The organism is Acinetobacter sp. 22301 (assembly GCF_052045285.1).
GTDB classification, from domain to species: Bacteria; Pseudomonadota; Gammaproteobacteria; order Pseudomonadales; family Moraxellaceae; genus Acinetobacter; species Acinetobacter pittii.
This window is the reverse complement of record NZ_JBQEOR010000001.1, coordinates 199346-221224: the sequence shown is the minus strand read 5'-3', so window position 1 is coordinate 221224 and position 21879 is coordinate 199346. Positions and strand designations below refer to the sequence as shown.

At 37.5% G+C, this 21879-nt stretch carries 21 protein-coding genes; 7 read left to right on the top strand and 14 right to left on the bottom strand.

The genetic code is table 11. The features are described from left to right. Nucleotides 1-99: 99 nt before the first annotated feature. The gene (locus tag ACTJJH_RS01050) at nucleotides 100-531 is read right to left on the bottom strand and encodes a hypothetical protein (protein WP_284090524.1); all 432 of its coding nucleotides are present in this window, start codon (nucleotides 529-531) and stop codon (nucleotides 100-102) included. A 368-nt stretch (nucleotides 532-899) separates the two neighbouring features. Here ACTJJH_RS01050 and ACTJJH_RS01045 point away from each other — a divergent pair, with 368 nt between their 5' ends. From ACTJJH_RS01045 to ACTJJH_RS01035, 3 genes are all read left to right on the top strand, one after another. After that, entirely contained in the window at nucleotides 900-2573 is a 1674-nt protein-coding gene (locus ACTJJH_RS01045) for an FMN-binding glutamate synthase family protein (RefSeq protein ID WP_202724226.1), read from the top strand. Nucleotides 2574-2782: 209 nt separating this feature from the next. Next, nucleotides 2783-3838 carry a linear amide C-N hydrolase gene (locus ACTJJH_RS01040; RefSeq protein WP_017387349.1) on the top strand — a complete coding sequence of 352 codons (1056 nt, stop codon included), beginning with the start codon at nucleotides 2783-2785 and terminating at the stop codon, nucleotides 3836-3838. Nucleotides 3839-3900: 62 nt separating this feature from the next. Continuing rightward, nucleotides 3901-4395, top strand: coding sequence for a hypothetical protein (locus ACTJJH_RS01035; RefSeq protein ID WP_206260148.1), 495 nt, complete (start codon nucleotides 3901-3903; stop codon nucleotides 4393-4395). Nucleotides 4396-4451: 56 nt separating this feature from the next. On the opposite strand, the gene ACTJJH_RS01030 is transcribed toward ACTJJH_RS01035, so the two are convergent. The 5 genes from ACTJJH_RS01030 to ACTJJH_RS01010 all read right to left on the bottom strand — a co-directional run bounded on the left by ACTJJH_RS01030 (nucleotide 4452) and on the right by ACTJJH_RS01010 (nucleotide 8651). After that, a complete protein-coding gene (locus ACTJJH_RS01030) occupies nucleotides 4452-5480 on the bottom strand; it encodes an alpha/beta hydrolase (RefSeq protein WP_161282328.1) in 1029 nt (342 codons plus the stop codon). Further along, nucleotides 5480-6604, bottom strand: coding sequence for a YdcF family protein (locus tag ACTJJH_RS01025; protein ID WP_002115205.1), 1125 nt, complete (start codon nucleotides 6602-6604; stop codon nucleotides 5480-5482). Before ACTJJH_RS01025 ends, ACTJJH_RS01030 begins: the two co-directional genes overlap by 1 nt. A 4-nt stretch (nucleotides 6605-6608) precedes the next feature. Continuing rightward, the gene (gene murB, locus ACTJJH_RS01020) at nucleotides 6609-7643 is read right to left on the bottom strand and encodes a UDP-N-acetylmuramate dehydrogenase (RefSeq protein ID WP_284090522.1); all 1035 of its coding nucleotides are present in this window, start codon (nucleotides 7641-7643) and stop codon (nucleotides 6609-6611) included. A 19-nt stretch (nucleotides 7644-7662) separates the two neighbouring features. Next, a complete protein-coding gene (locus tag ACTJJH_RS01015) occupies nucleotides 7663-8166 on the bottom strand; it encodes a low molecular weight protein-tyrosine-phosphatase (protein ID WP_060466591.1) in 504 nt (167 codons plus the stop codon). Nucleotides 8167-8423: 257 nt separating this feature from the next. Further along, the gene (locus ACTJJH_RS01010) at nucleotides 8424-8651 is read right to left on the bottom strand and encodes a tautomerase family protein (protein ID WP_005073831.1); all 228 of its coding nucleotides are present in this window, start codon (nucleotides 8649-8651) and stop codon (nucleotides 8424-8426) included. 62 nt (nucleotides 8652-8713) lie between these two features. Here ACTJJH_RS01010 and ACTJJH_RS01005 point away from each other — a divergent pair, with 62 nt between their 5' ends. Then, complete coding sequence (locus ACTJJH_RS01005) at nucleotides 8714-9181, top strand: winged helix-turn-helix transcriptional regulator (RefSeq protein ID WP_057062189.1); 468 nt, start codon at nucleotides 8714-8716, stop codon at nucleotides 9179-9181. Nucleotides 9182-9362: 181 nt separating this feature from the next. On the opposite strand, the gene ACTJJH_RS01000 is transcribed toward ACTJJH_RS01005, so the two are convergent. Together ACTJJH_RS01000 and ACTJJH_RS00995 are read right to left on the bottom strand one after the other, a co-directional pair. Then, a complete protein-coding gene (locus ACTJJH_RS01000) occupies nucleotides 9363-9593 on the bottom strand; it encodes a hypothetical protein (protein WP_005068773.1) in 231 nt (76 codons plus the stop codon). A 288-nt stretch (nucleotides 9594-9881) separates the two neighbouring features. Then, nucleotides 9882-10211, bottom strand: a complete 330-nt coding sequence (locus ACTJJH_RS00995) for a YcgJ family protein (protein ID WP_199985366.1) — start codon at nucleotides 10209-10211, stop codon at nucleotides 9882-9884. Between the two features lie 341 nt (nucleotides 10212-10552). On the opposite strand from ACTJJH_RS00995, the gene ACTJJH_RS00990 reads away from it, so the two are divergent. Beyond that, nucleotides 10553-11710, top strand: coding sequence for an iron-containing alcohol dehydrogenase (locus ACTJJH_RS00990; protein WP_440600571.1), 1158 nt, complete (start codon nucleotides 10553-10555; stop codon nucleotides 11708-11710). Continuing rightward, on the top strand, nucleotides 11710-12144 hold the full coding sequence (locus ACTJJH_RS00985) for an acyl-CoA thioesterase (RefSeq protein WP_039761880.1): 435 nt from the start codon (nucleotides 11710-11712) through the stop codon (nucleotides 12142-12144). Before ACTJJH_RS00990 ends, ACTJJH_RS00985 begins: the two co-directional genes overlap by 1 nt. A gap of 48 nt (nucleotides 12145-12192) precedes the next feature. On the opposite strand, the gene ACTJJH_RS00980 is transcribed toward ACTJJH_RS00985, so the two are convergent. From ACTJJH_RS00980 to amvA, 6 genes are all read right to left on the bottom strand, one after another. Beyond that, nucleotides 12193-14421 carry a phosphocholine-specific phospholipase C gene (locus ACTJJH_RS00980; RefSeq protein ID WP_440600570.1) on the bottom strand — a complete coding sequence of 743 codons (2229 nt, stop codon included), beginning with the start codon at nucleotides 14419-14421 and terminating at the stop codon, nucleotides 12193-12195. Nucleotides 14422-14447: 26 nt separating this feature from the next. Further along, on the bottom strand, nucleotides 14448-14600 hold the full coding sequence (locus ACTJJH_RS00975) for a hypothetical protein (protein ID WP_440600569.1): 153 nt from the start codon (nucleotides 14598-14600) through the stop codon (nucleotides 14448-14450). Between the two features lie 144 nt (nucleotides 14601-14744). Then, on the bottom strand, nucleotides 14745-16871 hold the full coding sequence (locus ACTJJH_RS00970) for a DNA polymerase III subunit gamma/tau (protein WP_440600568.1): 2127 nt from the start codon (nucleotides 16869-16871) through the stop codon (nucleotides 14745-14747). Between the two features lie 123 nt (nucleotides 16872-16994). Beyond that, nucleotides 16995-17627 (bottom strand): metalloprotease secretion chaperone CpaB, encoded by a 633-nt coding sequence (cpaB, locus tag ACTJJH_RS00965; RefSeq protein WP_078225038.1) that lies wholly within the window; start codon nucleotides 17625-17627, stop codon nucleotides 16995-16997. Between the two features lie 22 nt (nucleotides 17628-17649). Then, on the bottom strand, nucleotides 17650-19431 hold the full coding sequence (gene cpaA / locus ACTJJH_RS00960; RefSeq protein ID WP_440600567.1) for a metalloendopeptidase CpaA: 1782 nt from the start codon (nucleotides 19429-19431) through the stop codon (nucleotides 17650-17652). Nucleotides 19432-19689: 258 nt separating this feature from the next. Beyond that, nucleotides 19690-21168, bottom strand: coding sequence for a multidrug efflux MFS transporter AmvA (amvA, locus tag ACTJJH_RS00955; RefSeq protein ID WP_440600566.1), 1479 nt, complete (start codon nucleotides 21166-21168; stop codon nucleotides 19690-19692). Nucleotides 21169-21292: 124 nt separating this feature from the next. Between amvA and ACTJJH_RS00950 the strand changes: the two genes are divergently transcribed. Beyond that, nucleotides 21293-21871, top strand: a complete 579-nt coding sequence (locus tag ACTJJH_RS00950) for a TetR family transcriptional regulator (protein ID WP_440600565.1) — start codon at nucleotides 21293-21295, stop codon at nucleotides 21869-21871. The last annotated feature ends 8 nt before the right edge of the window (nucleotides 21872-21879 follow it).

The following is a 21879-nucleotide window of genomic DNA, read 5'->3' as shown; positions in this document are numbered from 1 at the left end:
GAATAAGAAATCTAAGTGTTTTATCACATCTTTAGAATTTTTTTAGACATTTCAATAGCTAGAGGCAGGTCTTCACTACTAAAAGTATGTATTGCTAGCTCAACTATTTCTAAAAATAAGATGAAAAATCAAACCAAAAAATCCACCCACCATTGCAAAAAGTAACTGTACATAAGCTTTACCGTACCAAGCTAGTTCTCTAAATTGATAGTCTGTGTTATCAGAATTGATCAATAAAATATTTTTAATGTCCCAACTATGAAAGCCTTGGGGTCTTTCAGCAAAAAAGTCTAAAATAGGCATAAAACCAAAAATAAATAAAATACCAAGTAAGGGGTAAACAATACATCCTGGAAAGATAGGAGTCTTTCTCCTTTCCATATAATCAAATATTATGGCTACAACAACTAATAAACTTTGTATTAGGGCGACCCTCTTGAAAGTATCAAGATCGAAGCCTAAATAAAACATTAAAGTTAAGAAAAAAATTATTGTTAAAAAAATAGAGAGTACTAATATTTTCCAATTCATTTCAGTCCTTAATAATTTTTAGAAATTTATATAGTTGTATTTATATCTATTAAAATATCATTTCATTTCGTTTATATTATCAAAAAATTATTAAATAGCAAAAACAAACCAATTTAAATTAAAATAATTTTTATTATTAAATAAATCTAAAATTAACTTTTACCTATAATAATTAAAATTACTTAATAAAAAATCCCCCATCCGATGAATATTTTAATTTATCTCAGTTCAAAAAAATAAACGCCAAATTAAGCCCTATTTATGAATGTATTCTTCCTTATTCTCCAAAACTAACAATTCCATACTTGTAGTTTGACTTGCTTCTTGGCAAGGTATGTACCAGTAAAACATTAGGAATTTGTTCCAATATGGCGAGTCCAGCACAAATCATTCGACATAAATTTCTCAATACATTCTTTTCACGCCATTCTCTCTGGTTTTTATGTATTTTTACTGCGCTCAGCATCACATGGTTTCGAACCGTCTATACCCCTCATAGTATCTATTATTTTATTTCTGATACTCTCCTTAATGGTTTATGGGTAGTTACAGGCGCTTTAAGCCTATTAGGCCTCTATGATGTTTTACAAAATAAACATTCTATTTTAAGAAACTACCCAATTATGGGACATTTTCGTTTTTTGTTTGAAGATATACGCCCCGAAATTCGTCAATACTTTATTGAAGCGGATCAAGATGCTCTACCTTTTTCTCGCATGCAACGAAGCTTAGTTTATCAACGTGCTAAAAACGAAAATGCAGATAAACCTTTTGGCTCAATTATTGATGTCTATCAAGAGAATTACCGCTTTATTGTCCACTCAATAAGCCCTTGCCCACCAGCTGATCCAAAGAGCTTCCGCATTCAGGTGGGTAATGCACAATGCCTTCAACCCTATAGTGCATCCATTATGAATATCTCTGCCATGAGCTTTGGTAGTTTAAGTGCCAATGCAATTCGAGCACTCAATAAAGGAGCGCAATTAGGTGGGTTTTATCACGATACTGGTGAAGGTAGCTTAAGCCCTTATCATCTCGAAAATGGTGGAGATATTGTTTGGCAAATTGCCAGTGGTTATTTTGGTTGCCGTACCCTAGATGGAAAATTTGACGAGCAAAAATTTGCTAAACAATCTCAATTGCCACAGATCAAAATGATCGAATTAAAGCTTTCACAAGGTGCAAAACCGGGCCATGGCGGTATCTTACCTAAGCATAAAATTACCGAAGAAATTGCCCAAATCCGTGGCGTTTCACGCGATCATGATTGTATTTCTCCTGCTAAGCATTCTAGTTTTTCTACCCCCATTGAAATGATGCATTTCTTACAGAAGCTGCGAACATTATCTGGCGGCAAGCCAGTTGGTTTTAAACTGTGTATTGGCCAACCTTGGCAATTCATGAGTATTGTTAAAGCAATGCTTGAAACAAAAATTGTTCCCGACTTTATTGTTGTGGATGGTTCTGAAGGTGGTACTGGTGCAGCACCAATTGAGTTTAGTGACAATATTGGTACCCCATTACGAGAGGGCTTACGCTTTGTCCATAATACTCTTGTCGGTGCAGGACTAAGATATCAAGTTAAAATTGGTGCTAGTGGTAAAATCATTAGTGCTTTTGATATCGCTAGCACTTTTGCACTCGGTGCAGACTGGGTTAATTCAGCACGTGGTTTCATGTTTGCAGTTGGATGTATTCAGGCACAAAGCTGCCACACCAACCAATGCCCTGTAGGTGTAGCGACTCAAGACAAAGATCGTCAAAAAGCAATTGATGTACCGACTAAATCAGAACGAGTATTTAATTTTCATAAAAATACCTTGCATGCATTATCAGAAATGATTGCTGCAGCAGGTTTACGCCATCCTTCTGATATTAAAGCTCATCATTTAGCTCAGCGAGTAAATGACCGTGAAATTAAGAACTATGCTCAGTTGCATTTTTTCTTGAAAGAAGGTGAACTTTTACAATCTGAACATAATAATGACGATGATAATTTCTACTATCGAATGTGGAATATGGCTGATGCCAATCATTTTTAATTTATATTAATTTTTATAAGTTGAGCATCACCTTTATAGTGTGATGCTCTTCCATATTTAAACCTAATATGTGATTTTTGCTTAAATTTCACTCCCCTTTTAATTTGTATTTAATAGATTTTTCACCTAATATAAAAGTATAAATAACGTACACATTTTAATTTTATTTAATAAAAATTTTTATGCTTATAACAAGAAGGTACCTCATCATGTTGAAAAAAACATTCATCTCTTCTTTTGTTGCAATCGCTGTAGGCTTAAGTAGCTATGCTGTTGCTTGTACACGTGCCGTATATTTAGGTAATAATCAACATATTATTACTGCTCGCTCAATGGACTGGAAGGTTGATACAGGTACCAACTTATGGATTATGCCAAGCGGGGTTAGCCGTGACGGTAGCGCTGGTCCCAACTCAATAAAATGGACGTCGAAATATGGAAGTGTAATTGCTACAGGTTATGAAGTTTCCACAACAGATGGAATGAATGAAGCAGGTTTGGTTGCTAATATTTTATGGTTAGTAGAGTCTGAATACCCAGATGCAAAAAAGACAGATAAGCCTTTATTAAGTATTGCAGCATGGGCTCAATATGTACTTGATAATTTTGCAACTGTAGATGAAGCCGTTAAGGCCTTAGAAAAAGAACCCTACACTATTATTACCGACAATGTTCCCGGTGAAACACGGCTCACCACCCTACATTTATCTATTTCTGATAAAACAGGTGATAGCGCAATTATTGAATATATTGGTGGAAAACAAGTGATTCACCATAGCCGAAGCTATCAGGTCATGACCAACTCACCTACTTTCGATAAACAACTTGCACTTGTTGAATATTGGAAGCAAATTGGCGGAACAATTATGCTTCCCGGTACTAACAGAGCATCTGATCGCTTTGCACGTGCATCATTTTACATTAATGCTATTCCTAAAAATGATAATACAAAACAAGCACAAGCCTCTGTATTTAGTGTGATTCGCAATGCATCTGTTCCCTATGGGTTAAATACTCAAGAAGAACCTAATATTTCCTCGACTCGTTGGCGAACTGTTGCCGACCACAAACAAATGCTCTACTTTTTTGAATCTGCCCTCTCACCAAATGTATTTTGGGTCGACTTGAAAAAGATTAACTTTAAAGATGGTAAAACACGTAGACTTGATTTAGGACCCGATCAAAGCCATATCTATGCAGGTGATGCCACCTCTTCCTTTAAAATTGCAAAACCATTTGTATTTTTAGGTCCAACTACGCGTTAATTTATGTCAAAATTTATTACTCTTAACATAAATAATATTAAACATACGATCTTGGAATTTATATGATGAAGAAATCTCTACTCTTATTAGGTTCATGTCTACTTACTGCAGCGTGTAGCACCACACAGGTTAGTACACCAGCTCCTAAAGAGGTAAAGACAGCTGGTCAACTAAACTGCTCACCAACTGAACTATGCCCAAGCTTATTGGTTCAATGGAACGAAAATCAAAAAAATCAGCTTCGAGTAGATGTTCATTTAAGTAGTAGTTATAACTTTTATGATATTAACGCTTTGACTTTTGATATTGATGGCAAACGATTCAATTACGAACCAGCTCAAGCCACTGAAAAGACAAATGTGAGCCGATTAGTACCTAAACATTCAACCACTTACTTTGTTATTCCAAGTCAATTCTTGCAAGAATTTAAAAATGCTCAAAATGTGAATGTTTTAATCAAAACAGATAAAGGAACAATCGAGCGCAATATGTATAGTCCACAAAAGCAGTCTTCGGTTTATAAAAACTTTATGCAGCTTTATCAAAATTCAAAATAAACTACAAAGATTAAATAATGCATCTATCTAGAATTTTGGATAGATGCATTATTTTTCTAATAATAAAAATGTTTTGGCTTTGCATGCAAAAAGGCCGGAATCAAGCCCGTTAAAGCCGCACGTATATCCGCACGCTCATTAATTAATTGATGAGAGCCTTCTTCAAGCATTAACAACGTTTGAAGTCTAAATTTACGACGAATAAATTCAATGTTGTAACGCCAATCAACCGTCTGATCAAGAGCACCTTGTGCAAGCCAGACTGGAATCCGGCAAGCAGGCCGCTCTTCCATTTCCTGCATCCATTTTGACATTGCCAAAATCCAGTCCATGCCCATCATTCGAGGTTGCAAAGGATCCTTTAAACGAATAAAACGCAAAAATTCAGGATTATGATTATTACGTCTAAAGTGTCTTGGTACCTGACGCTTAATACGGCGAATAATGCCTAACCCAACAGGGTTATGCCACCACGCCGTTTTTGCAGGGCGAATTAACGGAGAAAGTAAAAGTACTCGATCTACAATCGGATCTTGGCGTTTTTCAGCATATTCTAATAAGTGATGCATCCAAATTGCTCCACCCGTACTTTGACCAATACCGACCCATGGTTTAGGTAACTGATCTGCATGTTTCACATATTGATAAACAGCCATCAAAACTTGCTGGTAATGATCAAAGTTTTTAATGCTGGCTGGTGAACCATCACTTAATCCATGCCCCGGCAAATCATAAGTAATGATACTAAAGCCCTGCTCAAGAATTTCACGAATGATTGGCTGGTAAATACCGCTATGCTCAAGATAGCCATGCAATAGACAAACTGTACCTTGTATTTTTTCTATTTTAGGTTTGAAAACTTGCACATGCAAACGGAATAAAGGCATTTGAACATAGCCTTGCCAATGGTCACATTCAAGTAAATGTAAACCATACAATTTGCGATAGGCCAGCAAATCACGAGAAGGTTCTTCTAATGTATTTAAATTGAGTGGACTCAAAACCTGCGGTGTAAGATCACGGTTAGGAACCGGTAAATCTAATTGTTTTAATACGGCAGGATTGAGAAATGGAATATCTGACATTAAGGAACCTCTCGACAATCACTTGAGCCAAACAACATGTCACGAATTGTCGCAAGTAATTCATAATTTGCACGGCGGCTATGATCGTAATTTTGCACACTTGGTTGCCAACGTGTCAGTGGAGTTGGCATTGGAGCTACAACAGGAATAGTTTCTATACCATTTAAAGCAAACAGTCGGCGTGTACGTGGCATATGGTATTCATCTGTAACCAACATGACTGTCGGTGCTCCGCCTTTTTTCTGAAGCAATAAAGAGCTAAAACGAGTATTTTCACATGTATTCATACTCCGCTTTTCTAATAGCTTTGCATCAACACCGCGCTCTTTTAACCAAGCTTGCATATAAGGCGCTTCTACACCGCTAAGCACAATAGGCAGATGATTTTGTTTTTCAACTTCTAAAGTTTTTTCTAATCGCAAACGCGTATAACCATTAACAACAATATCTTTACCATTTTTATCTAAGGTTAATCCTCCGCCCAACACAACAATTGCATAAGGCTCTGATAACTTTTTAGGTTGTACAGGTAATGGATTTTTACGCACATACTCGACTTTTTGTTCAGGTTCACTGACAGCTTTTTGATGCTCTGGCACCACAGGTTTTCTTGCTAAAAACTCTGTATATTGCTCAGTAAGCGCTTTATTTTCAGAACTATTAATAAAAAGTGCTTCGTCAACAGGACTACTCGCCTCATCTGCGGCATCAATTTCTGAGTTTTTAGCGACTAAAGGAACCGTTACAGATGCCGCTTGTTCTTCTGAATCCTGTTCCTTTTCTTCCAAGAGAATAATTTGCTGCAAGGCTTTATAATTCTCTTGAATATAGGTCAGATCAGATGTTCTTTTTTCACGTAACGCTTGCTCTGTCAGTTTTAAATAAGCCTGACGAGCGATCCATAAATTCGAACCTGGCTCTAAATTATCATGCTCACTTAAAGCAGCCTGTCTCTGGCTCTCAGCAGCGACTTGATTAACATCAACAGGTACAAAATAGTTAAGGCCAGCTACAATAAGTTTTGAATAAAATGGCGAATATAAAAAAACCACGAAACAGCCTAATAGTACAAATAGCACGGTGACTACTTGTACTAAACGTACCATTAAGTGTACTTTTGGCATAAAACTATTCCGTATGATTTTCAATTAAACCTAAACTGTTATAAAGCACAGGCTCTGGTTCTAACATAATATGGAAAAGCTGATCAACATCACGTTGTACAGCCTGATAAGTTTTCCTTACATCAGCTAGAGATGCATTGGCATAATTCACCAGAACTAATGCCTGTTTATGGAACATCCCTACCATATCGAGTTGCTTCCCTTTCCAACCCGCCTGATCAATTAACCATCCTGCTGCAATTTTAACGTTTCCGTTAGCTTGAGGATAATGTGGAATTGTTGAGAATTGTGTGACTAAGCGTTCAAACTCTTGAGGTTTAATAACTGGATTTTTGAAGAAACTCCCGACATTAGGATACTCTTTTGGATCAGGAAGTTTACTTTGACGAATATGGATGACCTGATTTTGTAAATTTTCGGCAGTCTGATTGTCTCCAACTGCTTGTTTCAAGTCGCCGTAGTTAAGTTTTAAGTGCGGCTGTTTAAGCAATTTAAAAGTAACATGCGTGATAATGTAACGGTTCGGATCATCTTTAAAAATACTATGGCGGTAGGCGAAATGGCAGTCGGCCGCTAAAATTGTCTGAATTTGCTTTAATTTACGGTCATACACTTGTACTGACTCAATAAACTCGCCTACCTCTACCCCATACGCCCCAATGTTTTGTACGGGTGAAGCACCAACTAAACCTGGAATAAGGGCTAAATTTTGCAAACCAAACCAGTTCTGTTCAGTGCTGTATAAAACAAAATCATGCCAGACTTGACCTGCGCCTACTTTAACCCGCACAAAATCATGATCGTTTGATAAAACTTCAATTCCCTGAATATCAAGATGAATCACTAAAGCATTGATCTGCTGCGGCAACAACATATTACTACCGCCCGATAATACAAGTACATTTAACTGATGCTGCTCAGCAAACTCTAAAGCTGCTTCAATATCTTGAATACTGCCAACTTTAGTATAGTGAGAAACAGTTGCATCTAAACTTAGAGTATTGAATGGCTTAAGCTGTACTTGATTCTGAATTTGCATTGTGTTGAAAAACCTATTCTTAAACATTCAATTGTTTTTTTAAAATATTAACCCACGCCAAACTACTGGACTCACATTGATTAAGTACACGTTCAAAACCATCAGCACCGCCATAATAAGGATCAGGCAACGCTTGTTGTGGGTATTCAGGATCATGCTCACTCATTAAAGCTACTTTTGCACGAATTTGATGTGCTCCAAATTGGGAAACAGCTCTTTGCAACACGTCATGAATATCTTCAAAATTTTGATGATCCATTGCCAAAATCAAATCAAACTCTAAAAAGTCTTGAGTTGAAAGTTGTCTTGCACGTAAAGATGATAAGTCATAGCCTCTTTTTTTGGCATGCAACTGACTACGCTGATCAGGCGATTTATTTGGATGATAATTACTCGTTCCAGCTGAATCGACAACTACATTGAGTTGATGCTCGTCACAATAATGTCTGAAAACCACCTCAGCCGTGGGAGAACGGCAAATATTTCCTAAACAGACACATAACACCTTATATTGTGTTTCCATTAGAAATTACTTCCAAACATTTGAATTACATAAAAATAAACAGGGTCATGCACAATCTTAACAGACTATAAGTTTGTGAGAACCGAATTGACCATTGTGACTTGTTGCATTTTGTCAAAACTCACATGGGTTGAAAAGGAAAATAATGTTTATCAATAGATTAAAAGTTGATAAATCAGGCGATAAATTAGCTAATTTTGTATTTTTTGTAGTAATTAAATAAAAATAAAGCCCTAATTTATAGGGCTTTACAAATATCACTTGGATGCAGTGATTAATTCAATCATTTCCTTCGTAGGCCTGAAGCTGCCTAATTGCCAATGCTCAGGAGGATGTTCATCAATTCTGATCCAGACATGTTCTCGAAAAGCAGGATTTCCCTTTCCTTCTATTTCCACAAATAAATCTGTTATTCGCTTGAAAAGCTCAGCCTTACTATCTTTATCTAGTAAACCTTCTATAGTTTGTATATTTATAAATGGCATAATGCTACCTGAATCAAGGCTAGGTCTAAATTATAGACTCATACTAATTGGAGCTCCCACTGATGTCAAATCAAATTATTCCAGATCATAAATTTCCAGTAGATGTATGTGGGATCTTCAAAATTACAGAAATATTGAATGACAGATGGACGATTCTCTTGTTAAGAGAAGCCTTCTATGGGGTAACAAAATTTAATGATTTTTTAGCAAATACAGGCATATCAAAGCAAATTTTATCTAATCGTCTAAAGCATCTCATCCAATTAGAAATATTTGAACTGTCAATTTATAAAGAAGTTAATGAGCGAGAACGTAAAGAATACTTACTTACTAAAAAAGGCAAAAGTCTAAATATTGTTTTACTGGCCATGCTTGAATCTGGCGGTAATTTCATTGAATCTGGTAAAGATGTGGTGAAAGTTTTTAATAAGAGTACTGATGATGAACTTAAATTAAAACTTGTTGATCCTTCTAATCAAGTTATAGATTTTAAGAACTTGGAACTTAAGCTCATTCATTGCAAAAAATAAATTTTTATAAATTAGCTACTCTGATCATAAAGTCCTCAGTATGCTTTTATAAAGAAATAAAAAAAGCCTACTCTTTCAAGTAGGCTTTCCCCTTATGACTTTTGCGCTGATCATTCAGGTTTATTGTTGTTTAAAGCAACGGAAGGATCTTACAGAAATACTTAAGAATAAAAAAGCTTATTTACTTAACTGAATGTAAGTACTCATAGGCTCCTTTTTCGTTACTCTCCAGTTTAATGACTGCATCTGTTTCATCATTTAGTGTCAGGTTAAATACTTTTTCACCATCATATGAAATTTGATGGCCCATACGAAACTCTGAATCAAGTGACTCAAGAATAATAAAATTTCCTTCATTGTTCGAAGCAATATAGTAAGTGTTGTTCCGATGAACATATCTAATTGTGTACATCACTATTTAAATTCCACCTAAAAATTATGTTTTTTCTTAATAATAAAAAGATCCTTTTTCCCTTCCCAATCAGAAAAGATCCTACCGAAAACTAAACCCTCCCTTATTAATTATTACCCCTGATCATTTAGTATTTTTCACCCTATACTATTAAATTGATATTACAGAAATACTTAATAATAAAAAACCCCGCCATTAGTCGATAGTTAGCGGGGTCTTTTGCGATTTAATTTTACTTTTATAAACTCATCTATCAGGGATATTTACTTCATTTCTGCAATAGAAAAATTATTTATTTTTAAAAAGCTTATCTGTCATAGTTCTATCAATTTTACTGCGATGCCCATTCTCAAAGTATCGATCAACATGGCATAGTTTTGTTTTAGTATCACAGAACACACCGTTTGAGAGCGTAAACGCTGAAGTATCAAAATCACCTTGAGAGAAGGCTTTATTCGCTTTATAAGTGCCTAAGTATTTAGCTGTAAGCTTTTTAGAAACACCTTTTTTGTCAGCACAAATATATTTGTCACAAATTACACCTTTTGTAGGCGAATATACACTAGAGCTGGTTTTCGCGATTACTGCCGAGCTAAGCATCAAACACGTGCATCCCATAATACTAAGAAAAGTTTTAGAAATTTTCACTTTTTAGAACCGATAAAATTATAAATTGTTAAGGCATTATATAAATTAGAAGCTTGCCAGAAAATCTACAGAACCCTATAAATAACAAAAAGCCCACTTTTCGACGAGCCTTTAAATATCTTGGTAATCCTCACTTACATGTCGGACCCAACATTGCAAAAAAGTATTTATCTATGGTTGGCACAAGGCTTAAGAAAAGCATAGTCACTTCAGAACTACTTTATTTTAAAGTTTCTTATGCTAACTTATTCGGAGATAGAATCTTATAGAACCATTCAACAATAATGTTCAAAAATAAGGAAATAATGTATATGAGCCATTTTCAATTTCAAACTGTTCCAAATATCATCTCTGGCTTAGGCTCTATACAAGAATTACAGAATGTTTTGTCGTCAAATGCTTACCGTAAGTTATTGCTAGTCACCGATGCAGGCATGGTTAAAAATCAATTACACCGTCCCATCCTGCAAATTTTAGATAACCTCAACATTGAATATGTCATCTATGCTGATGTGCAAGCTGATCCACCTGAACAAGTAGTACTAGATGCAGCCAATTACGCTAAACAGCAAAATGTTGATGTCATTATTGGTTTTGGTGGTGGTAGTTCTCTAGATGTTGCAAAAGTTATTGCTTTACTCGCCCACCCTAACCAGACTCAAAGTTTGCAAGAGATGTACGGCGTAAACCAAATCACCACAACTCGCCTACCCCTTATTTTAATTCCTACTACAGCCGGTACAGGCTCAGAAGTAACGCCAATCTCAATTGTCACTACAGGTGAGACGACAAAGATGGGGATTGTCTCTCCAGTACTCTACGCCGACACTGCGATTCTTGATGCTACTTTTACTCAAAACCTTCCAGCACATATTACCGCTGCAACAGGTATTGATGCGATGGTACATGCCATTGAGGCATATACTTCTAAATACAAGAAGAATATATACACCGATATTTTAGCTAAGAATGCTTTGAAGCTACTAAACCATAACTTACCGAAAGTTCTTAAAGATGGTAATGATTTAGAAGCACGTCAAAACATGCTGTTCGGTTCAATGCTCGCAGGTCAAGCATTTGCAAACTCGCCTGTTGCCGCTGTACATGCTTTAGCTTACCCATTGGGCGGTCATTTTCATTTATCGCATGGGCATACCAATGCGTTAGTGTTGGTTGAAGTATTAAAATTTAATGCGCCCAATGCAAAAAAATACTATGCAGAGCTTATGCAATGGCTCGATCCATACAGCAATGGCAGCACTGATGGCTTGTGTGATCTGTTTATTGACCACATGCAGAACCACTTAGACCGTAGTGGCTTGACCTTAAAACTTAGAGATTTGGGTATTGATGAATCCAGTTTACCCCGACTTGCTCAAGATGCCATGTTGCAAACCCGCTTACTACAAAATAACCCACGTGACATGACAGAAGCCGCTGCTTTGGCAATTTATCAGGCGATTCATTGATGACTAAACCAGTTTTAAAAACCCGTGATCAATTTAAGTTCTTTTTAGACATTCAAACGCGTTGGGCAGATAACGATATTTATGGTCATGTGAATAATGTGACTTATTATAGCTACTTTGATACAGCGGCCAATGCTTTGCTCATCCAAAAAACAGGGTTTGATATTCATGAAGCAAAAGCAATTGGCTTAGTGGTCGATTCAGCTTGTAGTTTTCTTCAGGAATTATCATTTCCAGAAATTATTCAAGTAGGTGTTGCGATTGGTAAAATCGGTACGACTTCATTGCGCTATGAATTGGCAATCTTTAAACAAGGTCAGGACCAAGCCTCAGCTCAAGGACATTTTGTGCATGTTTTTGTTGATCGCGAAACGCGTAAGACTGTGCCAATTTCCGAGACAGTTCGTGAGGTTTTAGAGAATTTCTTATTATAAAAAATGAGGCAAAAAGAAAATACACAGCTCTTTTTGCCTCATTTTAGCTTACATCATTGCAGGGTCACTAAAGGAATCTTCACCCGTTTCGACTCGACCAGCAAAACGTCGGTAATAATATGGATCACTCTGACTGGTGATTTCAAAATCATACCAATGCCCTACATCGGCCAAAGCCCAATGCTGCTTAACAACCTGTCCCGCTTTTACGGTAAGTTGTAACGGCGCAGCTTGTCGATATGCACACGGTTTTACCGTCAATATTGCATCCTTAGTACCATCATTCATAAGTTCGACATAAACATCCCCATTGGCAATGTCATAGCACACTCGAATTTCAGGTTTAACACCACTATCAACAATACGTTGAGTATCCCCTTTGAAATGACGATGGTAGCCATTTGGACCGAGTACCCATAAGTCGTAACGGCCCAAGTTATCTTTTAAAACATCCCATTCATCATCTAAAGTTTTATTCGGCTCTACAATATAACGCTTTGGAATACGGTCCAAGTTGAGCTTGTCATAAACATGAAAAACCGCTGCTTGCGTACCCGTATTAGAGAAAATCAATTGCACTTTACCATCGGCTTTACAGCGCGCGCTGGTGTGTAGCTCGTAAGGTAACGCGCGTGAAAGACGTATGCCACTTTGCTGAATCGGTAACTTCGTATCCGTGGGTACAGGAACAGCCGGTAAAGCTTCTTGATTTTCTCTTAACTCATCTGCTTGCAAACGTGTTTGTTTACCACCCAGCTGCGGTAAAACATCTACATTTGGTGTTTTAAAGTTAAATGCACTGGTTAAATCGCCACACACTGCACGGCGGTATGGACTGATATTCGGCTCTTTAACCCCAAAACGTTTTTCTAAAAACATGAGCACAGAAGTATGATCAAACACTTGTGAGTTCACCCAACCACCACGGCTCCATGGGGAAATCACATATAACGGAACACGAGGACCCGGACCATAAACGCGTCCATCAGGTGTAGGCTGTGAATGACTTCCCTCAGGTGAAGCATGATCGAAATATTCGTCCTGCATATCGGCACTGCTTAATGTCGATTTGCCAGCATACTGACCATTTTTAAGTCGAGATGGCGCTGATGGCGATGGCATATGGTCAAAGTAACCATCATTTTCATCAAAGTTAATAAGTAGTGCTGTTTTACTCCAAACCTCTGGTACAGCAGTTAATGCATCAATAATTTCTTGAATAAACCATGCCCCTTGAACTGGGCTTGAAGGGTCTGGATGTTCGCAATAAATCGATGGCGCGTTAATCCAAGAGACTTGAGGTAATTTACCCTCACGAATGTCGCATTTAAAAGCGTCGAGATATTCTTCTGGTTTATTGCCCGGCAACGTATTTGCAATACCCTTATAAAGTGGATTTTTGGCATTATCAGTAGCCGCATCATAGGCTTTATACGGTAGCTTTTGTCCCGTATCTGCATACGGTTTATTCGGTTCGCCGCCACTTGCAACAGGATAGCCAGATGCAATGTTGGCCTTTCTAAACGAACGAAATGCACCAAGCATATTGTCGCCCCATTCATCTGGCATATTTTGATAACAAATCCAACTTACCCCTGCTTCTTCTAAGCGTTCGGCATAAGTTTTCCATGTATAACCACGGTCTGCCGTCGCTGGGTTACCATCAATCCAGTCCCACTCATTGTTTACAAATGAACGCTTGGTCGGTGTTGCACCATTTGTACCCGTTAAATGATAAGAACGGTTTGCATCTGTTCCAGTGTGCATAGAGCAATGGTAGGCATCACAAATCGTAAAAGCATTCGCAAGCGCAAACTGATATGGAATTTCTTTTTCTTTAAAATAACCCATGGATATATCAGTTTTATGGGCTGGCCAGTTCGCCATGCGCCCATTGTCCCAAGCCAGCTGACTGTCGTTCCAAGTATGAGGCGTACCATCTGCACGCTGTGCATTATTGGCTGTACCATCTAAGTGAAAAGGCGTTAGAACTTGCCCATTACTTCTAAGCTGCTCCCAAACACGGCGGCCACTTGGCAAAGGAATCGTAAAACGATCAGCAAACCCTCGAACGCCTTTTAATGTTCCGAAGTAATGGTCAAAAGATCGGTTTTCCTGCATTAAAATAATAACATGCTCGACATCCTGAATGTTGCCAGTTTTATTATTTGCAGGAATTGCTAAAGCTTTTTGAATACTAGATGGGAACGCTGCCAATGCCGCAGCACCAAAACCCATATTTAAAGAGTAATTTAAAAATTTACGACGTGTAATCATGAGCAGGTTCTTTTTATTATTTAAGTTTATGGAGCACAGCGCATTACAGGCTTTTTACCTGCATCTGGTGTATTTGAATTATCATTTGCCGAGTCGTTACAACCACTCAGCAGAATCGCGCCGATTAATAAAAAATATGAATATTTAAAACTATTTATTCCAATGCATTGCCTTTTCATGACGATATATAGTCCATTTAAAATCTAAAATGGCTAACATAGAAAAGTACAATGACAGTGACATGACCCAAATATTTCAATCCAGTGAAAAATATGAAAAGTCTATTATTTTCATATTCTGCACCAGATCAAAATCAGATGAATTTAAGGCTTTAATTGAATATTTTGTAGTTCGCCATCAAAAGTTTCTATGAGACTCTTAATCACTGGCTGTTGCTGTAATAGCTCAACTGCTCTATGAAAGGCTTTTTCTTTACGTGCACTTTGAATGGTATAAGGGGTAGATGTATTCAAAGCACCATATTCAACTGTAAACTGAGTATTCGGCCATTGCTCATTTAATGCATCAATAAGGCCTTGTTGTAATTGGGTCAGCATATTTTCATATTCTTGAGGAATATGGAAAATAGTATTGCCACCAATTTCACCAGTCATCACACCATGTTGAGCAAGTTCTTGAACGGCTGGAGAAAGCTGACTATTTCTAAACCAATATTCCCACTTTTCGAGTGTCCACTCACCTTCCAAAACTTGAGGAGAAAGCTTCAAGATATCTTGAGGCATCAACTGACCGTGATCAGTTGCACTAGGCTCTTTTACAACGGCAACTGTTTCAACAACAACTTCAGCCTGCACCAATGACTGCTGCTCAATAACAGGTTCAGAAGACAAATCAGGAGTTATAGGCGCATCTTGACCAAGGGAAAAAGCGCTAGATGTCTCAAACAAACCTTGAGGCTCAGCAGAAAAAGCTGGTTCTGGTTCAATTTGTTTTGCTTGGGTTTCTGCCTGCACTTGTACTAACTTTTGTTCTGGTACAGGAATGAAATCTTCCTCTAGAACACTAACAGTCTCTTGAACAACTGCTGAATCAAGCCCAATCAACTCATGATGATTTGGGTCAAATACCATTAAATCCTGATTAGACTGAGGTTCAGGTTCAGGTTCAGGTTCAGGTTCAGGTTCAGGTTCAGGTTCAGGTTCAGGTTCAGGTTCAGGTTCAGGTTCAGGTTCAGGTTCAGGTTCAGGTTCAGGTTCAACCATAGCGGGCTGGTTAATAACTTCAACAGGTTGAACCGTATTTACTGGAGTAATCTCTTGGACTGTTGGCTGAGCTTGTGAATTTAGACCTACTTCTGCTTGTCCATTTTGTTGAACAGGCTCTGGCACCACAATTTCATTTGGTGCTAAAGGACGGAATGCCAACAAGCGTAAAACACACATTTCAAAACCTTGCTCTTGCGTCACGGCAAGTTGCAAGTCTGAACGTCCTTTACATGCGATTTGGTAATAAAGCTGTAAATCTTGAGCAGAAATCAACTTAGACAGTTGCATGATTTTGCGATTGATTTCATCGCTATATTTCAAACTCAAATCAGGTAGATATTGCAAAATTGCCAATTCATGCAATGTCGAAATCAACTGATCAAGCACCAGTGAAACATCTAACGCTTGATGTCTAAATTGCAATAAAAGCTGACTAACTTTCTCACGTTGGTTCTGATGAATCGCTAAAATCAAATCATAAATAATTGTACGATCAATCAAGCCAAGCATTTCTTTAACATCTTGATGATGTACAGAACCTTGACCATAAGCAATCGCTTGGTCAGTTAAAGATAATGCATCACGCAGTGAACCTTGAGCAGATTCAGCAATTTGCCAAATTGCATCTTGATCAGCAGTGATCTGTTCTTTTTCAAGAATAGCGCCAAGGTGCTTGGTAATTTCATCGACAGCTAAAGGTCGTAGAGTAAATTGCAAACAACGTGAAATAACCGTAATCGGTAACTTTTGTGGGTCAGTCGTAGCAAACAGAAACTTAACGTGTTCTGGTGGTTCTTCTAGTGTTTTTAATAACGCATTAAAAGAATGCGTCGATAGCATATGTACTTCGTCAATCAGATAAACTTTAAAACGACCTTGCGTTGGTGCATAAGGAACGTTGTCTAAAAGTTCACGCGTATCTTCTACTTTGGTTCTTGAAGCAGCATCGATTTCAATCAGGTCAATAAAACGGCCTTCATTTACCGCTTTACATGTTGCACAGACTTCACATGGTGTAGAAGTCACACCCGTTTCACAGTTCAAACACTTGGCTAAAATACGTGCAATTGTAGTTTTACCTACACCACGCGTTCCTGTAAATAAATAAGCATGGTGAAGACGACCGCGTTCCAATGCACTACTTAATGCACGAGAAACATGGTTTTGCCCCACTAACTCATTGAAATTACGTGGACGGTATTTTCTAGCAAGTACTTGATACATGTATGCTCCTTGTTACAGGCATAAGCATACTTTGTTTTTAAAAGAGTGTGAACGCATAAAGCTCATATCCGTACAGATAAACTGCGAACTGGCTTCTTTTCTCTACCAGAACCGTTTATTTGTCTAAGGATGATCATGATGAAGCTCTTGATCAGTTACCCCTTCATCCATGGTTTGGACCAGCCCTACACCATCCTTAATTTCAGCCGAATAATTTCCCTTCTCGGTAAAAATTTGCATGATCGTATAGTGGTCTTTTTGACTTTGAGTAATGGTAAAGAAATTTTGATTCGGATCGCCCTGATCAAATTTACCAGTCCACCGAACAATATCTTGGTCAACAGGTTCGATCTCTACAATTTTGCCAGTGCGATTAATGCCATATTCCAACATTTGAAACTTAACAGTGTCACCCACTTTTTTAAGCTCAATCACATTTGGATCATATTTAATGACCATACCTTCTGCATTTTTAATTAGTGGAAAATTAACATTAGAAGGTAGTTGATCCTTTTCTATTTCATTAAAAACAATCTGTTGCTGAGACAATCTTTCTTTTTCTGACGTACTCAAATTCAGTATATTTTGACGAGCAAATTCATTCTGATTCTCTGCCAGTTTTTGCCCAGTCCCTTGCCCATTTTCTGAAGACGATGTTAAAGCAGAAGAGCTTTGCTGTGAAAAGGCAAACCAGATTAAAACTGCTAACGCCACACAAGCGATAGCAGTTCCTATTAACAATTTATTTTTCTTCATTATTTACAGCTAGAAATAGAAATTAGTTATATAGAGAAATTTTCAGTGCATTCAGATTAATGACACTGACCGCATCAATTTTTCCTTCTACACCTAAACGTACACCATATTTAGGGTTGTATAGGTATGGACTCGAATAAAAATTAATGTTATTACCACCCATTGCTGTACTTCCTAAAGGATGAGCAAAGCCTGAACCAATATTGGTTGAGCCATTATGGTATAGACCAAGATTATGCCCAACTTCATGACGCATAGCAGCGAAAGAACAACCTGCAATATCATTTGCGCCAATCATGTTATATGCAGAAGCATTAATCCAAGCCCAACCACAACCACCGTCACCCGGTTCATTACCTTGATAATAAACACCGTCTGCCAATACACGTTTTCGCTCATTTTGTACCGTGGTGTCATCTCGTCCAGTAGAGATTGCTTCTTTTAGAGTAGCAGCAGGAATTTTATAGGTTAAATAGCCCACCTCTCTTAAGTAAAAACGTGCATTTGAATTTTCAGAGGTTAAATTTGTTAAATTTACGCCTTCAATCATTCTAAGTTTTGCAGCGCTCTCTCCTAAAGTTGCATTTACTTCTGGGCTAGAAACCAACAACATATCAATTGTATAACTATCTACTGTCCAGCCTTGAGCGGTGTATATAAAACGGCGATTTTCACCATTTTTAATTGCGGTAGACAAGCCATTAGCAGCATTAATATAGGTGTCTGCCGATGCATTTGACACAATAACAACTTTATCGCCGACTTGAGCTTTAGCAGGTAGTTGCAAGGTTGGCTGCCAATTTGATGTAGACAGTTTCACTTTTAAAGTAGGCTGAGTCATATTCGGTAAAGTTGCAGGGATTGTTGCGGCTGAATCAATAACCTTTGTAGGTGAAGAGATCAGTTGCCAATATCCTTTGTCGCTTACATACATAAACTCATATTGATCGCCCGTTTTAAGCGTTAGGGTCGCTTGGCTATTAATATTTGTATTATTAATTTTTGCAGACCAAGTTGCAGTAGACTTGATAATAATTCTATCCCGATCACTTGCAGTAGTCGGCAAAGTGAAATTGGAAACCCAGTTTCCATCTCCAAATGAAACTTCTGTAAGTGGACTATTAACTGTCGCTAATGACGTTCCAATTTGCTGCACATTTAGCTTTTGAGGCTTTATATATTCAGGAACCCATTTTCCTAAAGCAGAATAATATTTAAACCAATATTCAGAGCCATTTTTTAATGTAAAACTGCTCGGGAATAGTAAATTTGTTTTATCAATGTCCGAACTTGCACTTGCTATAGAAACAACTTGTACGGTTGTTCCGTCACGTACGTCACTCGGTAATGCAATGGTTTGTGCCCATTTTTCATTTTGAATAAGTACTTTTTGCATAGATGCAGTTGTTAATGGAACGACTTCATAGGTCGCACCATTGGTAGGACTCACTGTCGCTAACTGAGCAATCCATTTATTTTGACTACTATTAAAGATGAATTGGTAAACATCACCACTATTTATCTTTAAAACCTCTAACGGAATATTGGTATTAGAAGTATCTAAATAACTACTATAGGCAGCACTAGAACGAATTGTAATTTTGTCCAAATTATTAGCGCTTGCGGGTAAAGTGAGGTTTTTGACCCAATTCCCATTTGCTAGATTAAATTCTAAATCTGAATAACCGGATGGAATTGATCCACTATTATTATTCTGATTTGGTGAAAGTACAGTTGCGGCATATACAAGTGAAGATGCAACAATTGCTCCAATAATGAGTGATGTTTTTAATTTAAAATTCACAGCAGCCTCTTTTATTTGTTTTTAGATTTTTCGAATAGCAGGTTAGCAAACCATTTTTAAGCAGTCAATTTCACAATAATTAATTTTTCATTAAATTTCAAATACATGAATAATGAATCATTTTGAAATAAAAATATGAACCCTTTTAAAGAATAGTTTATTTATGAGAATTAAATAACCAATTTTTAATATGTAGAAAATATTAAAAAGATATTTAAGGATAAAAAGAAAGGTAGTCTCTCTTTTTATCCTTTAGTTTTAATTTACTTTCTTTGGAAAGCTCAGCCAAACAAATACAGTTAAAAGGAAGAAACAAATAGCTGAAATGGTAAGCACCCAACTATGGGCATAGCTAAAAGCTTGCTGCGCAACTGCAATTAATTGTCCTCCCAAAGGATTTTCAAGGTTAGACGCTAATTGCATGGTTTCTCCAATCGAGATACTCGCTTTTTCAATTAAGTCCGTTGGGAGCTGTTCTGGCAAAATAATTGAACGACTATAAAACCAAGATAACATTAACCCAAATATAGCAACGCCCAAACCAGCCCCAAGCTCGTAAGCCATCCCTTCAATGGCACCTGCTGCACTCGCCTTTTGCGGAGGTACAGATGACATAATTGCAGCAGTTGAAGCAAGTAAGGCAATCTCAATGCTAAAGCCTAAAAAGACCATACACGTCCATGCTAAAAAATGGTCAGTTGAAAAGTTAAGCTGGGCAAGTCCCCATAGACTAAATCCACTTATTAAAATACCAACAGTAGATACAAGTCTAAGTCCCCACTTATTCAAGCAAATTCCAGCTAATGGACCACCTAAACTAATCGCAATCATGAATGGAATAATAAACATGGCTGCCTGTAATGGAGAAAAACCATGTACAAACTGCAACTCTTGAGACAAGAGTAATTCAAAACCAACCAAAGCAATCATGGAAACAACAGCCATGACAATGCTGGTAGAAATCACTGGATGTTTAAACAATTCCAGATCAATCATTGGCGTCGTAGCTCTTTTTTGGCTTCGGATGAAGTGAATTAAAGTACTTATACCAATTACAAACATCACGATTGTAAGTACCGAGAAGTTGTACATCGCCGATTTGATTGAATAGATCAGGCTTAAAATGGCTACAACCAAGATTAAAGCTTGCCCTAAATTAATTGGTTGATCAGTCTTCTCTTGTTGTTTAGGAATGATCATCACAATCATGACTAGAACCACTAAAATAATCGGGATATTGATGAGGAATACTGCTCCCCAATGGAAATGTTCTAGTACAAAACCACCAACCAATGGACCAAAAGCTGCTCCACCTCCTCCTACTGTAGACCAAAGACCAAGTGCAAAATTTCTCTGCTTTTCTGCGGTAAAGGCATTACGGATGCCGGATAAAGTGGCAGGAATAAGCATAGCTGCCCCTAGCCCTAAGACAGCACGAGAAGCAATTAAGGCATAGGCAGTTGGAGAAAAAGCCGCAGCTAAGGACCCGACTCCAAAAATTGCAGTTCCAATAAATAATAATTTTTTAAAGCCGATACGATCACCGAGTGCACCCATTGGCAAAATCAAACCCGCCATAATCAGTGAATAAATATCAATAACCCATAAAAGCTGATTGGCAGTTAAATTCAATGCTGCACTTAAAGATGGTGTTGCAACATGCATCACCGTTGCATCAATCGTAACCGGTAAATAAATAAGGACGATAATTGTCAGGATTAACCATTTTTTTTGCATAACGCTCTTCAATATCCAAAACTTGGACATGTGTTCAAATCATGGTTATTATATACACAATTGGACACTTGTCCAACTTTTAGTTTTAATGTAATTTGTGTCGAATTCAGTCAGGTGAAAAAACATGGCCTATCTTAATCGCGATCAACGCAGAGAAATGATTCTGCAAGCTGCCATGCAAGTTGCTTTGGCTGAAGGTTTTACAGCCATGACGGTACGTAGAATCGCAACAGAAGCACAAACCTCTACCGGACAAGTTCACCACCACTTTTCTTCGGCATCTCATTTAAAAGCTGAAGCTTTTTTAAAGCTGATGGAACAGCTCGATGAAATTGAACAAACTCTCCAAACAACCAGCCAATTTCAAAGACTCTTCATCTTATTAGGTGCAGAAAATATCGACAGGCTCCAGCCCTACTTACGTTTATGGAATGAAGCTGAACTCTTGATTGAGCAAGATATTGAAATACAAAAGGCTTATAACCTTGCCATGCAAAGTTGGCATGAAACAATTGTGCAAGCAATTGAGTGTGGCCAAAAAGAAGGCGAATTTAAAAACAGATCAAATTCCACAGACATTGCATGGCGACTCATTGCCTTTGTATGCGGATTAGAAGGGATTTATAAACTTGGTTTACATGGTTTAGCTGAAGAAGACTTCAAGCGCCATACCGAAGCGGTTATTCGCCTAGAATTATTATAAATATAGAA

Excerpts from the sequence above, each read along its gene's own strand:
- ACTJJH_RS00975 (WP_440600569.1), bottom strand. The coding sequence starts at position 14,600 with ATGAAAAGGCAATGCATTGGAATAAATAGTTTTAAATATTCATATTTT.
- ACTJJH_RS01040 (WP_017387349.1), top strand. The coding sequence starts at position 2,783 with ATGTTGAAAAAAACATTCATCTCTTCTTTTGTTGCAATCGCTGTAGGC.
- amvA (WP_440600566.1), bottom strand. The coding sequence starts at position 21,168 with ATGCAAAAAAAATGGTTAATCCTGACAATTATCGTCCTTATTTATTTA.
- ACTJJH_RS01005 (WP_057062189.1), top strand. The coding sequence starts at position 8,714 with ATGTCAAATCAAATTATTCCAGATCATAAATTTCCAGTAGATGTATGT.
- ACTJJH_RS00985 (WP_039761880.1), top strand. The coding sequence starts at position 11,710 with ATGACTAAACCAGTTTTAAAAACCCGTGATCAATTTAAGTTCTTTTTA.
- cpaB (WP_078225038.1), bottom strand. The coding sequence starts at position 17,627 with ATGAAGAAAAATAAATTGTTAATAGGAACTGCTATCGCTTGTGTGGCG.
- ACTJJH_RS00950 (WP_440600565.1), top strand. The coding sequence starts at position 21,293 with ATGGCCTATCTTAATCGCGATCAACGCAGAGAAATGATTCTGCAAGCT.
- ACTJJH_RS01050 (WP_284090524.1), bottom strand. The coding sequence starts at position 531 with ATGAATTGGAAAATATTAGTACTCTCTATTTTTTTAACAATAATTTTT.
- ACTJJH_RS00990 (WP_440600571.1), top strand. The coding sequence starts at position 10,553 with ATGAGCCATTTTCAATTTCAAACTGTTCCAAATATCATCTCTGGCTTA.
- ACTJJH_RS01010 (WP_005073831.1), bottom strand. The coding sequence starts at position 8,651 with ATGCCATTTATAAATATACAAACTATAGAAGGTTTACTAGATAAAGAT.
- ACTJJH_RS00995 (WP_199985366.1), bottom strand. The coding sequence starts at position 10,211 with ATGGGATGCACGTGTTTGATGCTTAGCTCGGCAGTAATCGCGAAAACC.
- ACTJJH_RS01025 (WP_002115205.1), bottom strand. The coding sequence starts at position 6,604 with ATGCCAAAAGTACACTTAATGGTACGTTTAGTACAAGTAGTCACCGTG.
- ACTJJH_RS00980 (WP_440600570.1), bottom strand. The coding sequence starts at position 14,421 with ATGATTACACGTCGTAAATTTTTAAATTACTCTTTAAATATGGGTTTT.
- ACTJJH_RS01015 (WP_060466591.1), bottom strand. The coding sequence starts at position 8,166 with ATGGAAACACAATATAAGGTGTTATGTGTCTGTTTAGGAAATATTTGC.
- murB (WP_284090522.1), bottom strand. The coding sequence starts at position 7,643 with ATGCAAATTCAGAATCAAGTACAGCTTAAGCCATTCAATACTCTAAGT.
- ACTJJH_RS01000 (WP_005068773.1), bottom strand. The coding sequence starts at position 9,593 with ATGTACACAATTAGATATGTTCATCGGAACAACACTTACTATATTGCT.
- ACTJJH_RS01035 (WP_206260148.1), top strand. The coding sequence starts at position 3,901 with ATGATGAAGAAATCTCTACTCTTATTAGGTTCATGTCTACTTACTGCA.
- ACTJJH_RS01045 (WP_202724226.1), top strand. The coding sequence starts at position 900 with ATGGCGAGTCCAGCACAAATCATTCGACATAAATTTCTCAATACATTC.
- ACTJJH_RS01030 (WP_161282328.1), bottom strand. The coding sequence starts at position 5,480 with ATGTCAGATATTCCATTTCTCAATCCTGCCGTATTAAAACAATTAGAT.
- ACTJJH_RS00970 (WP_440600568.1), bottom strand. The coding sequence starts at position 16,871 with ATGTATCAAGTACTTGCTAGAAAATACCGTCCACGTAATTTCAATGAG.